General features: G+C 69.5%; 10 protein-coding genes. 5 read left to right on the top strand and 5 right to left on the bottom strand.

Annotation, left to right across the window (positions count from 1 at the left end; all coding sequences use genetic code 11):
* Positions 1-174: 174 nt before the first annotated feature.
* The 4 genes from AB0F62_RS30020 to AB0F62_RS30005 are packed head-to-tail and all read right to left on the bottom strand — an operon-like array spanning position 175 to position 6,006.
* Positions 175-1,854, bottom strand: coding sequence for an ABC transporter family substrate-binding protein (locus AB0F62_RS30020; protein ID WP_361806052.1), 1,680 nt, complete (start codon positions 1,852-1,854; stop codon positions 175-177).
* Between the two features lie 46 nt (positions 1,855-1,900).
* Entirely contained in the window at positions 1,901-3,970 is a 2,070-nt protein-coding gene (locus AB0F62_RS30015) for an ABC transporter ATP-binding protein (RefSeq protein WP_361806049.1), read from the bottom strand.
* A complete protein-coding gene (locus AB0F62_RS30010; RefSeq protein ID WP_361806046.1) occupies positions 3,967-4,971 on the bottom strand; it encodes an ABC transporter permease in 1,005 nt (334 codons plus the stop codon). The genes AB0F62_RS30015 and AB0F62_RS30010 overlap by 4 nt, the downstream gene beginning before the upstream one ends.
* A gap of 54 nt (positions 4,972-5,025) precedes the next feature.
* Entirely contained in the window at positions 5,026-6,006 is a 981-nt protein-coding gene (locus AB0F62_RS30005) for an ABC transporter permease (protein ID WP_361806043.1), read from the bottom strand.
* Positions 6,007-6,425: 419 nt separating this feature from the next.
* Between AB0F62_RS30005 and AB0F62_RS30000 the strand changes: the two genes are divergently transcribed.
* Genes AB0F62_RS30000 through AB0F62_RS29980 form a run of 5 tightly spaced genes read left to right on the top strand, consistent with a single transcriptional unit; the run spans position 6,426 to position 12,039 of the window.
* Positions 6,426-8,054 carry an ABC transporter substrate-binding protein gene (locus AB0F62_RS30000; RefSeq protein WP_361806040.1) on the top strand — a complete coding sequence of 543 codons (1,629 nt, stop codon included), beginning with the start codon at positions 6,426-6,428 and terminating at the stop codon, positions 8,052-8,054.
* A gap of 6 nt (positions 8,055-8,060) precedes the next feature.
* Entirely contained in the window at positions 8,061-8,984 is a 924-nt protein-coding gene (locus tag AB0F62_RS29995) for an ABC transporter permease (protein ID WP_361806037.1), read from the top strand.
* Positions 8,977-9,978 carry an ABC transporter permease gene (locus AB0F62_RS29990; protein ID WP_361806034.1) on the top strand — a complete coding sequence of 334 codons (1,002 nt, stop codon included), beginning with the start codon at positions 8,977-8,979 and terminating at the stop codon, positions 9,976-9,978. Before AB0F62_RS29995 ends, AB0F62_RS29990 begins: the two co-directional genes overlap by 8 nt.
* On the top strand, positions 9,978-11,006 hold the full coding sequence (locus tag AB0F62_RS29985) for an ABC transporter ATP-binding protein (protein WP_361806031.1): 1,029 nt from the start codon (positions 9,978-9,980) through the stop codon (positions 11,004-11,006). Before AB0F62_RS29990 ends, AB0F62_RS29985 begins: the two co-directional genes overlap by 1 nt.
* A complete protein-coding gene (locus AB0F62_RS29980) occupies positions 10,990-12,039 on the top strand; it encodes a dipeptide ABC transporter ATP-binding protein (protein WP_361806028.1) in 1,050 nt (349 codons plus the stop codon). The genes AB0F62_RS29985 and AB0F62_RS29980 overlap by 17 nt, the downstream gene beginning before the upstream one ends.
* 125 nt (positions 12,040-12,164) lie before the next feature.
* On the opposite strand, the gene AB0F62_RS29975 is transcribed toward AB0F62_RS29980, so the two are convergent.
* Positions 12,165-13,235: a dipeptide ABC transporter ATP-binding protein gene (locus AB0F62_RS29975; protein ID WP_361806025.1), complete on the bottom strand. Its 1,071-nt coding sequence runs from the start codon at positions 13,233-13,235 to the stop codon at positions 12,165-12,167.
* Between the last annotated feature and the right edge of the window lie 33 nt (positions 13,236-13,268).

Here is a 13,268-nt window from a genome sequence, read left to right as displayed (position 1 = left end):
CCGGCAAGCGCGGCCAGGACGTGACGCTCGCCGCCTGCGTCGTCCTCGCCACCACCCGGGCCGATGTGAACGGCCTCGTGCGGCGCCATCTGGGCAAGGGCCGGCCCCGGACGCCGGTCCGCCCCGTCACCGGGGCGGTGACGGGGCGGACGCGGTGCCGGGAACCGGTGCGGACTACTTCAGGAAGCCGATGTTCTCGTAGCGCAGGTCCTGGAAGCCGAAGGCGCCGATGTTGACCAGGTTCTTCTTGACCGCGTAGATGTCGGGGCGCTGGTACAGCGGCAGCAGGTTGGCCTGCTTCCAGATCAGCAGGTCCGAGACGTTGGCGTCGTCGATCGCCTGGGCCGGGTCGGTGGCCGCGGCGGCCTTGTTCATCGCCGCGTCCAGCTCGTCGCTGCCGACGCCGGTGTAGTTCTGCTGGATGTTGTCGCCCACGGGCTTGGCGTAGATCGACTTGGTCGAGGACACCGGGAAGGGCGTGCCGAGCCAGGAGAAGGCGGTCAGGTCGAAGCTGCCGGTGCTGACGTACTTGTCGAAGAAGTCCTGCAGCGGGACCGACTTGATGTTCAGCTTGATGCCGACCGCCTTCAGCATCGGCTGCATCAGCTTGCCCTCGTTGGCGGAGGTGCTGACGTTCGCCGGGATGACGAAGTCCAGCTCCAGGGTCTTGCCGCCCTTGGTGCGGAACTCGCCGTCCTGCTTCCAGCCGGCCTCGTCCAGCAGGCTCTTGGCCCTGGCCTGGTCGAAGACGCCGATGCCGGCGGAGTTGTCCTTGTAGCCCTTCTGGTTGGTGACGAAGAAGTGGTTGTTCAGCGGCTTGGCGTCCCAGTCCAGGCCCTGCAGGTCGGACTCGGCGATGGCCTGCCGGTTCAGGGCGGACATGATGGCCTGGCGGACCTTGACGTCCTTCAGCGGGCCGCGGGCGCCGTTGAAGGTGACGTGGCGGTAGTTGGGGCCGGCCGCCTTGCGGATGTCGGCGCCCGTGACCTCCTCGGCCTGCTTGTACGCGGCCGGGTCCGGGCCGACGTTGAAGAGGTCGACCTCGCCGTTGGCGAAGGCGCCCGGGGTGGCGTCCGCGTCCAGGGCCCGGTAGATGATCTTGTCCAGGATCGCCTTGTTCCCCCACCAGCCGTCGTCGCGTACGACGGTCAGGGTCTTGGTGGTCTTGTCGATGCCCTGGAACTTGAAGGGGCCGGCGGTGACCGGGAACTTTCCGAGGTAGCCGGTGTTGAAGCCCTCCGGGGTGCCGATGACCTTGGCCGGGTAGAGCGGGGTGAACAGGCTCTTCCAGTCACCGAAGGGGCTGGAGAAGGTGACCACCGCCTCCTGGTCGTCCTTGCCCTTGGCGACGCTGGTGATCAGCTCGTAGCCGGTGCTGGAGGAGATCTTGTACTTGGCGTTCTTGCCGTTGAGCGCCTTCCAGTTGGCCTCGAAGTCCTTCCAGGACATCGGGGTGCCGTCGGACCACTTGGCCTTGGGGTTGATCTCGTAGGTCACGACCTGCTTGCCGGAGCTGTCGTCGACCTTCGCCGAGGTCAGGTAGTCCGGGTTGGGGGTCACGGTGCCCGCCGCGTCCGACATCATGGTGATCGGCATCAGCGCGCGTTCGACGTCCAGGCCGTCGGACAGGGTGCCGTCGAGCTGGCTGTAGTTGAAGTTCTCGGCGATCTCGCCCAGCGGCCAGTTCAGGGTGCCGCCCTGCTTGATCCGGTCGCGGTCGGTGGCCTTGATGTTGTTCGCGCTGGACTTGGGCACCGAGTTCTTCTTGACCGCGGTGTCGCTCGTCCCGCCCTCGCCGCACGCGGTCAGGGTCAGCGCGCTCGCCGTGGCCAGCGCCACCACGGCGATGGACATACGTGTTCTGTTCAACGGACTCTCTCTCTTCTTGCGGGGTGGGAAATCACACGACGGTGACGGCGGCGGCGAAGTGGCAGGCCGCGGTGTGGTCGCCGGCCAGGCCGGTCGGTGCCGGGTCCTCCTCGCGGCACCGGCCGCGGTCGGACTCGTCCAGGGAGGCGAACTTCGGGCAGCGGTTGCGGAATCGGCAGCCGGTCGGCACGTCCGCGGGGCTGGGCAGATCGCCGGTGAGCAGGATGCGCCTGCGGTCGCGCTCCTTGCGGGGGTCGGGCAGCGGCACCGCGGAGAGCAGCGCCTGGGTGTACGGGTGGGAGGGGGCGGCGAAGACCGCCTCGGCGGAGCCGAGTTCGACGATCCGGCCGAGGTACATCACCGCGATCCGGTCGGCGATGTGGCGTACCACGGACAGGTCGTGGGCCACGAAGAGGTAGCTCAGCCCCATGCGCGCCTTGAGCTCGTCCAGCAGGTTGAGGACACCGGCCTGGATGGAGACGTCCAGGGCCGAGACCGGCTCGTCCAGCACGACCAGCTTGGGCTCCAGCGCCAGCGCCCGGGCGATGCTGATGCGCTGCCGCTGCCCGCCGGAGAACTCCGCGGGGAAGCGGTCCACGTGGTCCGGGTCGAGGCCGACCTGGCCCAGCAGTTCCGGCACCCGCGCGGCGATGCGGTCCCGGGACCAGCCATGGGTCCTGAGGGGTTCGGCGAGGATGTCGCCGACCGGCATCCGCGGGTCGAGGGCGGCCATCGGGTCCTGGAAGACCACCTGCAGATCGCGGCGGAGCGCCTTGCGGTCGGCGCCCTTGAGCCCCCGGATGTCCTTGCCGAAGACGGTGACCGTGCCGGACTGGCCGGAGGGCAGGTCGAGGATCTCCAGCAGGGTGGTGGTCTTGCCGCAGCCCGACTCGCCGACCAGCCCGAGTGTCTCGCCCTCGCGGATGTCGAAGCTGATGCCGTCCACCGCGCGCACCTCGCCGACCTTGCGCTTGATGACCGCGCCGTACATCAGCGGGAAGTGCTTGACCAGTCCGTCGACCTCCAGCACCGGGACGCGTTCGTCGCGGGGCCGTCCCGCCGCCGGGGCCTCGGGCAGCTCCGGCACCGGGTAGATGGTCGCGGGGTCGAGGGGGCCGCCCTCGAGCAACTCGTGGCTGCGGTGGCAGGCGGTGGGGTGGTCGCCCCCCTCGCCCACCGTCAGTTCGGGCTCGACGCGCCGGCACACGTCGATCGCGATCGGGCAGCGGGCCGCGAAGGGGCAGCCGGCCGGCAGGTCCACCAGCGAGGGCGGATTGCCGTCGATCGGGGTCAGCGCGTGGCGCCGGCCGTCGTCGAGCCGGGGGATCGAGCCGAGCAGGCCGATGGTGTACGGCATGCGCGGCGCGTAGTAGACGTCGTCCACGGTGCCGGTCTCCACCGGACGGCCCGCGTACATCACCTGGACCCGGTCGGCGAATCCGGCCACCACCCCCAGGTCGTGGGTGATCATCACGATGGCGGCGCCGGTGACCTCCTGGGCCTTCTTCAGGACGTCCAGGATCTGCGCCTGGATGGTCACGTCCAGGGCGGTCGTGGGCTCGTCGGCGATGATCACCTCGGGGTCGTTGGCGATCGCCATGGCGATCATCGCCCGCTGGCGCATGCCGCCGGAGAACTCGTGCGGGAAGGCGTCGGCGCGGCGGTGCGGGTCGGGGATGCCGACCAGGTCCAGCAGTTCGATTGCGCGCTCGCGCGCGGCGGCCTTGTCCAGGTCCCGGTGGATCCGCAGCGCCTCGACGATCTGGTTGCCGACCGAGTAGACCGGGGTCAGGGCGGACAGCGGGTCCTGGAAGACCATGGCGATGTCCTTGCCGCGGATCTTCGTCATCTCCCGGTCGTCCAGCCCCAGCAGCTCACGGCCGTGCAGCTTCACCGAGCCCTTGACGTCCGCGGTCTCCGGCAGCAGGCCGAGGACGGCGAGGGAGGACACGGACTTGCCGGAGCCGGACTCGCCGACGATGCCGAGGACCTCGCCGCGCCGTACGGAGAAGGACACGCCGCGTACGGCGCCGACCGGCCCGGCCTCGCTCGGGAAGGAGACGTGGAGGTCGGTGACCTCGAGGGCGGGGGTCTCGCTCACGACGTGCGTCCTTCCGTGGACGTGCTTTGGGGGGCGCTTTTGGGGGCGCTCTTGGACGTACGGGGGGCGCGGGCCTTGGCGCCGGCGGAGTTGGGGTCGAGGGCGTCCCGCAGCCCGTCGCCGATGAAGGCGATGGACAGGCAGATCAGCACCAGGCAGCCGGCCGGGAAGTAGAACAGCCACGGGAAGGACGGGGCGGCGGGCGTGCCGGTCGCGATGATCGTGCCGAGCGAGACGTCGGGGGCCTGCACGCCGAAGCCGAAGTAGGACAGGCTGCTCTCGCCGATGATCGCGGCGCCGACCTGGATCGTTCCGTCGATGATCAGCATCGAGGCCATCGACGGCAGGATGTGCCGGAAGATGATGACCGGGGCCGGGACCCCCATGTACTTGGCGGCCTTGACGAATTCACGGTCCTTCAGGGTCAGCGTCATGCTGCGCACCACCCGGCCGGTGATCATCCAGCTGAACGCCGCCAGCAGCACCACGAAGAGCAGCCAGGTGGCGCCCTGGAACGCCGGGGAGAGCACGGCGATGATCAGGAAGCTGGGCATCACCAGCAGCAGGTCGACGCCCCACATCAGGGAGCGGTCGGCCCAGCTGCCGAAGTAGCCGGCGCTCGCGCCGACCGCGGCGGCGACGAAGGTGCAGATGAGGCCGGTCAGGATGCCGATGACCAGGGACTTCTGCATACCGCGCGCGGTGAGCGCGAAGAGGTCGGAGCCGGACTGGTCGGTGCCGAACCAGTGGCTCGCCGACGGCGGCTTCTGGAAGGCGGTGAAGTCGAGTTCGGTGTAGTCCCACTTGTAGAAGAACGGCGAGACATAGGCCATGAGGAAGAGCAGAAGCAGCATGACCAGCCCGAACAGGGCCAGGCGGTTGCGGGCGAAGCGGACGGCGGTGAGCCGGGCCCGGCCGTTCGCCCGGCGCCGGGTGGCCGGATCGGCCGGCGGGGTGGGCGCGTGGCCGGGAGGCTGGACGGAGGGGGTGTGGACAGCCATGGATGAAGGCTCCTGGGAACGCGGGATCGGGGCGGCGGAGGGGCGCGGTGGTGCTCAGCGCACCCGTACGCGGGGATCGAGCGCCGCGTAGAGCACATCGGACAGCAGTCCGGCGACCAGGACGATCAGGGCGGTGAACATGCCCACGGCGGCGACCGCGTTGACGTCGTTCGTCCTGATGGAGTCGACGAGCCACTCGCCCATCCCGTGCCAGCCGAAGGTCTTCTCCGTGAAGGTGGCGCCGGTGAAGAGCAGGACGACGTTGTAGACCAGCAGCGGGACCACCGGGAGGACCGCGGTGCGCAGCCCGTGCCTCATCAGCGCGGCCCGCCGCGACAAGCCCTTGGCCCGGGCGGTGCGCAGGAAGTCGCTGCCGAGCACGTCCAGCATGGTGCTGCGCTGGTAGCGGCTGTAGAGCGCGACCTGGATCAGGATCAGGGTCAGGCTGGGCAGCAGCAGGTGCTGGAGCCGGCTGACCAGGATGTCGCCGGTGTCCGTGAGATTCGGATCGTATTCGTTCGTGTACTGGATGAGCTTGAAGCCCACGGCGTCGTTGAGGTCGATCGCCCACAGCTTGAGCGTGACGGCGATGACCGGGATCGGCATGGCCAGGATGAAGAACGAGCCCAGCGTGGCGATCCGGTCCGATGCCCGGTACTGCCGGACGGCCCCCCAGGCGCCGACCAGCACACCGCCGATCGAACCGATGATCGTGGCGATGAGGAGCAGCCGGGTGCTCACGCCGACGCGGCGGGCGAACTGGTCGTTGACGTCACCGCCGGTGACGGTCCGTCCGAGGTCACCGTGGGCCACGTCGTTCGCCCAGTGGGCGAAGCGGACCACGACCGGGGTGTCGGGGTTGAGGTTGTACTCGTCGAGTGTGGCGGTCACCGAGGACGCCGCCACCGTGGGGTTCCGGCCGGCGAAGTTGGCTCTCGGGTTGAGGCTGATTGCCGCGAGGAAGTACGTAAGGGAGGCCGCGATGAGAACCAGCGCCACATGGTTGATCAGTCGGCGCAGCAGGTAACGGCCCACGGCTCACACTCTCAGTCGGTTCGTTTCGAGAAAACAACAAGATTGAACTTTCTTCGCCGGCCGCTTTCCACATAAGCTTGTAGCACGGCCGAAACAATGACGCCCGAGAAGTCTGCGCAGGTAGCGCGTGCTCCGGCTCGACTCGGCGGGTTGAGGGGACTTTCGCAACCGAATTATGGCCGCGTCAACGAGCGCCGGATCGTCGTGATGGATCCTTTATTTTCTTGGTCGAAAGTTAACCCGACTATCGGGATAACCCGCATTGACGGTCCGCCATAAAGGGAAACCCCTCTTTCTCCCCCGCGCCTCCCCTCGGTATGGCGTCGGGCCGGTGAGCCGCTGTGCATTATGTCCGGGTTTGCGATGTCATGGTGAGCCACGTGTCCTTCATGGCGTAGAGCTCCCCGAGGAGGCATCCGATGCGACGGAGCGCGGCGAGGTGGGCCGTCGGCGCGGCTGCGGCCACCCTGGTGGCGACGGGCTGCGGAGGCGGGGGCGAGGACAGTGGCGCGGCGGACGGGGCCGGGGTGTTCAGCGCCTCGTGGACCGATCCGCAGAATCCGCTGGAGCCCGCCAACACCAATGAGGTGCAGGGCGGCAAGGTGCTGGACATGATCTTCCGCGGACTGAAGCAGTACAACCCGAAGACCGCGGCCGCCGAGAACGTCATCGCCGACTCGATCACGACCACGGACCAGCGGACCTTCAAGGTCAGGCTCAAGGACGGCTGGACCTTCAGCAACGGGCAGAAGGTCACCTCCGACTCGTTCATCGACGCCTGGAACTACGCGGCGCTCGTGACGAACAAGCAGATCAACGCGTCCTTCTTCCGCTACGTCGACGGCTATGACAAGGTCCACCCGGCGTCCGGCAACCCCACCGCCAAGGAGCTCTCCGGCCTCACCAGGCAGGACGACCTCAACTTCACGGTCAAGCTCAACCAGAAGTTCTCCACCTGGCCGGACACGCTGGGCTACGCCGCCTTCATGCCCCTGCCCCGGGCCTTCTTCACCGACCACGCCGCCTGGCTGAAGCGGCCCATCGGCAACGGCCCCTACCGGGTGGAGTCCTACACCAAGGGCCAGGGGATGCAGCTGCGGAAGTGGGACGGGTACAAGGGCGGCGACGCGGCCGTCAACGGCGGTGTGGACCTGAAGGTCTACACCGACAACAACACCGCCTACACCGACCTCCAGGCCGGCAACCTCGACCTGGTCGACGACGTTCCCGCCGCCCAGCTGAAGAACGTCAAGGACGACCTCGACGGCCGCTACCTGAACACCCCGGCCGGCATCATCCAGACCATCGCCTTCCCGCTCTACGACAAGGCGTGGTCGGGCCCGAACTCCGAGAAGCTCCGCCAGGGCATCTCCATGGCGATCAACCGCAAGCAGATCACCCGGCAGATCTTCCACAACACACGCATCCCCGCCCGGGACTGGACCTCACCCGTGCTCGGCACCGCCGGCGGCTTCGACGACGCCCTCTGCGGCGACGTCTGCGCGTACGACCCCGCCCGGGCCAGGAAGCTGGTCAAGGAGGGCGGCGGCCTCCCCGGCGGCACCATGAAGATCACCTACAACGCGGACGGCGGCTCCCACAAGGACTGGGTCGACGCGGTCTGCAACAGCATCAACAACGCCCTCGGCGAGGACAGCGCCTGCGTCGGCAACCCGGTCGGCACCTTCGCCGACTTCCGCAACCAGATCGTCAACCAGCAGATGAAGAACCCCTTCCGGGCCGGCTGGCAGATGGACTACCCGCTGATCCAGAACTTCCTGCAGCCGCTCTACTACACCGACGCCTCGTCCAACGACGCGCACTTCAGCAACGCGCAGTTCGACATGCTCGTCGACCAGGCGAACGCCGAGAGCGACCCCGCCAAGGCCGTCGACACCTTCAAGCAGGCCGAGCGGATCCTCCCGCAGCAGGTCCCGGCCATCGCCCTGTGGTACCAGAACGGCAGCGCGGGCTGGTCGGCACGCCTGTCCGGCGTCGCCCTCAACCCCTTCAGCGTCCCGGTCTTCAACCGGATCAAGGTCAGCTGACGCCCCGTGGGACGGTATGTCATCCGCCGCGTGCTGCAGATGATCCCGGTCTTCATCGGCACCACCATGCTGATCTTCCTCATGGTGTTCGCGCTCGGCGACCCGGTCCAGGCCCGGTGCGGGGACCGCGCCTGCGACCCCGCCACGGCCGCGCAGATCCGGCACGACCTGTACCTGGACCACCCCCTGTGGCAGCAGTACCTGCACTACATGGGGCAGATCTTCCGGGGGGACTTCGGCGTCGCGTGGAACGGCCAGCCGGTGACCGAGCTGATGGCCACCGCCTTCCCCGTCACCCTGAGGCTGACGGTCGTCGCCATCCTCTTCGAGATCGTCATCGGCATCACCCTCGGCGTCCTCACCGGGCTGCGCCGCGGCCGCCCCGTCGACACCGCGGCGCTGCTCGGCACCCTGGTGGTCATCTCCGTCCCGACCTTCGTGACCGGGTACGTGCTGCAGTACCTGCTCGGGGTGAAGTGGAACGTCATCGCGCCCTCGGTGTCCTCCCAGGCCCGGATCGACGAGCTGATCGTCCCGGGCCTCGTGCTGGCCCTGACCTCACTCGCGTACGTCACCCGGCTCAGCCGCACCTCCATCGTCGAGAACGCCCGCGCCGACTACGTCCGCACCGCCACGGCCAAGGGCCTTCCGCGCCGCCGGGTGATCGTCCGTCACCTGCTGCGCAACTCCCTGATTCCCGTGGTCACCTTCATCGGCACCGACATCGGGGCGCTGATGGGAGGGGCCATCGTCACCGAGCGCATCTTCAACATCCACGGCGTGGGATACCAGCTCTACCAGGGCATCCTCCGGCTGGACTCGGCCACCGTCGTCGGTTTCGTGACCATCCTGGTCATCGTCTTCCTCGTCGCGAACCTGCTGGTCGACCTCGTGTACGCCGTCCTCGACCCCAGGATCCGCTATGCCTGAGCCGCGCGACCACCCCGACGAGGCCATCGAGCCCTCGGGCGGGACGGGGGCCTCCATGGACCTGGGGCAGGAGGAGGCGCGCACCCTCGACAGGCCCCCGGGCCGGGGAGGGAAACCGGCCGGCCCGGCCGGGTCACCCGCCGCCGACCGGCCGCGCAGCCTGTGGTCGGACGCCTGGCGGGACCTGCGGCGCAACCCGGTCTTCGTGGTCGCCGCGCTGGTGATCGTCTTCCTGGTCGTCATCTCCCTCTGGCCGCAGCTCATCACGGACGGCAACCCGCTCAGCTGCGACCTGGACAACTCCCAGAAGGGCTCCGCGCCCGGCCACCCCTTCGGCTTCGACAACCAGGGCTGCGACGTCTACACCCGGGTCGTCTACGGGGCCCGCGCCTCCGTGACCGTCGGCATCTGCGCCACCGTCGGCGCCGCCCTGCTCGGCGGGCTGCTCGGCGGCCTGGCCGGCTACCACGGCGGCTGGGCCGACGCGGTGCTCTCCCGGGTGAGCGACATCTTCTTCGGCATCCCGATCGTGCTCGGCGGGCTGGTCTTCCTGTCCGTCGTCACCAGCACCACCGTCTGGCCGGTGGTCGGCTTCATCGTGCTGCTCGGCTGGCCGCAGATCGGCCGCATCGCCCGCGGCTCGGTCATCACCGCCAAGCAGAACGACTACGTCCAGGCCGCCCGCGCCCTCGGCGCCGGCAACGCCCGCCTGCTGCTGCGGCACATCGCGCCCAACGCCGTCGCGCCGGTCATCGTCGTCGCGACCATCGCGCTCGGCACGTACATCTCCCTGGAGGCCACCCTGTCCTACCTCGGCGTCGGGCTGAAACCGCCCACCGTCTCCTGGGGCATCGACATCTCCCAGGCCTCCACCCAGATCCGCAACGCCCCGCACATGCTGCTCTGGCCGGCCGGGGCGCTGAGCGTGACGGTGCTCGCCTTCATCATGCTCGGCGACGCGGTGCGCGACGCCCTCGACCCCAAGCTGCGCTGATGGACGACGGAGGAGCGATGGCCACCGCGGCCCGGGACGAGCCGCCCCTGCTCGACGTACGCGACCTGCACGTGGAGTTCCGCACCCGGGACGGCGTCGCCAGGGCCGTGAACGGGGTCTCCTACGCGGTGCGCTCCCACCAGACGCTCGCCGTGCTCGGCGAGTCCGGCTCCGGCAAGTCGGTGACCGCGCAGGCCATCATGGGCATCCTCGACTCGCCGCCCGGGTTCGTCACCCGCGGCGAGATCCTCTTCCGGGGCGAGGACCTGCTGACCATGGGAGCGGAGGAGCGCCGCAGGGTGCGCGGCGCCAGGATGGCGATGATCTTCCAGGACGCGCTGTCCGCGCTGAACCCCGTCCTGACCGTGGGCGACCAGCTCGGTGAGATGTTCCGGGTGCACCGGGGGATGTCCCGCAAGGACGCCCGGGCCAGGGCCGTGGAGCTGATGGACCGGGTGCGGATCCCCGCGGCCCGCGAACGCGTCGGGCAGTATCCGCACCAGTTCTCCGGCGGTATGCGCCAGCGCGTCATGATCGCGATGGCGCTGGCCCTGGAGCCGGAGCTGATCATCGCCGACGAGCCGACCACGGCCCTCGACGTCACCGTGCAGGCCCAGGTCATGGACCTGCTCGCGGAGCTGCAGCGCGAGTACGGCATGGGCCTGATCCTCATCACCCACGACCTCGGCGTCGTCGCCGACGTCGCCGACCACATCGCGGTGATGTACGCCGGGCGCATCGTGGAGACCGCGCCCGTCCACGACATCTACCGGGCCCCGGCGCACCCGTACACCAAGGGCCTGCTGGAGTCGATCCCGCGGCTGGACCACAAGGGCCGGGAGCTCTACGCGATCAAGGGTCTGCCCCCCAACCTGCTGCGCATCCCCACCGGCTGCGCCTTCCACCCGCGCTGCCCGCTGGCCCGGGACGTCTGCGCCACCGACGAGCCGGAGCTGTACCGGATCAGTGCCCGGCGGGGCAGCGCCTGCCACTTCTGGAGGGAGTGCCTCGGTGAGCGGCAGCGGTGAGCCCGTCCTCCAGGTGCGCGGGCTGTACAAGCACTTCCCGCTCACCCAGGGGATCCTCTTCAAGCGGCAGATCGGCGCGGTCAAGGCGGTCGACGGCGTCGACCTCGACCTCCGCAAGGGCGAGACCCTCGGCATCGTCGGCGAGTCCGGCTGCGGCAAGTCCACCGTGGCGCGGCTGCTGGTGCACCTGGAGCACGCCACCCGGGGGCAGATCCTCTACAAGGGGGAGGACATCACCAAACTGTCCGGCCGGGCCCTCAAAGCCGTGCGCCGGAACATCCAGATGGTCTTCCAGGACCCCTACACCTCGCTCAACCCCCGGATGACGGTCGGCGACATCATCGGCGAGCCGTACGAGATCCACCCCGAGGTCGCGCCGAAGGGCGACCGGCGCCGCAGGGTGCGGGAGCTGCTGGACGTCGTCGGCCTCGACCCGGAGTACGCCAACCGCTATCCGCACCAGTTCTCCGGCGGCCAGCGGCAGCGCATCGGCATCGCCCGCGGGCTGGCGCTGCGCCCGGAGGTCATCGTCGCCGACGAGCCGGTGTCCGCCCTGGACGTGTCCGTACAGGCCCAGGTCGTCAACCTGATGGAGCGCCTGCAGGACGAGTTCGACCTGTCGTACCTGTTCATCGCGCACGACCTGTCGATCGTCCGGCACATCTCGGACCGGGTGGCGGTGATGTACCTCGGGCGGATCGTCGAGACCGGCGACGACACGCAGATCTACGAGCACCCCACCCACCCGTACACCCAGGCCCTGCTGTCGGCGGTGCCGGTGCCGGACCCCGAGGCGCGCGAGCACCGCGAACGTGTGCTGCTCTCCGGCGACGTTCCCTCCCCGGCCGACCCGCCCTCCGGCTGCCGCTTCCGCACCCGCTGCTGGAAGGCCCGGGAGCGCTGCACGCTGGAGGTGCCGGAACTGGCGGTGCCCGCGGTCTTCCGGGGAGCGGACACCCCGGCGGCGCACGCCAGCGCGTGCCACTTCGCCGAGGAGAAGACGGTGGTGCCGCCCGAGTCCCCGGGCGAATGAGCCGAAGGGGCGCCGGCCGGGACGCCCCGGAGGCGAACCGGGCCACGACACGACACGGCCCGCGCCCGTACTGCAGGGGTGTGGGCGCGGGCCGGGCTCCGAACGGAGACGTCTGTCGGCCCGGGTCAAAGGGTCTTGTCGGCGGGCGTCTCCTCGATCGCGGCGAGAGCGGGGTCGAGGATGACGTCCTCGCCCCGGGCCGCGGTCGTCGGCTCCTCGGGGAAGTGACACGCGCTCAGGTGTCCCTCCCGGTTCCCCTCGATGCGGACCAGGGGCGGCTCCTCGGTCGCGCACTTGTCCTGCGCCTTCCAGCACCGCGTGCGGAAGCGGCAGCCGGACGGCGGTGAGACGGGCGAGGGCACATCGCCGGCGAGGCGGATCCTCTCGTTCGCCTCCCGCTCGTCCGGGTCCGGCTCGGGGGAGGCGGACAGCAGCGCGTGGGTGTACGGGTGGCGGGGCCTTTCGTAGATGTCCCGGCGGTCGCCGACCTCGACGATCCGCCCGAGGTACATCACCGCCACCCGCTGCGAGAAGTGCCGCACCACGGCGAGGTCGTGGGCGATGAAGAGGAAGGCGATGCCCAGCTCCCGCTGCAATTGCTGCAGCAGGTTGACGACCTGGGCCTGGATCGACACGTCCAGCGCCGACACCGGCTCGTCCGCCACGATGAGCTTGGGTTCCAGCGCCAGTGCCCGGGCCACCCCGATGCGCTGCCGCTGGCCGCCGGAGAACTCGTGGGGGAAGCGGTTGTAGTGCTCGGGGTTGAGGCCCACGGTCTCCAGGAGTTCGCGCACGCGCTTCTCGCGGCCGCCCGGCGGGTTGATGCCGTTGATCTCCAGCGGCGCCGACACGATGTGCCCGACGGTCTGCCGCGGGTTCAGCGAGGCGTACGGGTCCTGGAAGATCATCTGGATCTCGGAGCGGATCGGGGCCAGCTCCTTGCGCGAGGAGTGCGTGATGTCCCGGCCCCGGTAGCTGATCCGTCCCGCGGTGGGCTCCAGCAGCCGGGTCACCAGCCGCCCGGTGGTGGACTTGCCGCAGCCCGACTCGCCGACCAGCCCGAGGCTCTCGCCCTCGGCGATGGCGAAGTCGACGCCGTCCACGGCCCGGACGTCCGCCACATGGCGCTTGACCAGGAAGCCGCCCCGTACGGGGAAGTACTTCCGCAGGCCCGTCACTTCGAGCAGCGTGCTCATGTTCTCCCTCGGCGAGTGGTCCTGCTGCGGCGC

The sequence above is a fragment of the Streptomyces sp. NPDC026673 genome (assembly GCF_040638135.1).
In the GTDB taxonomy this organism is placed as follows: Bacteria; Actinomycetota; Actinomycetes; order Streptomycetales; family Streptomycetaceae; genus Actinacidiphila.
Note: the sequence above shows the minus strand (reverse complement) of the source record. Positions and strands in the feature narration are given on the sequence as shown.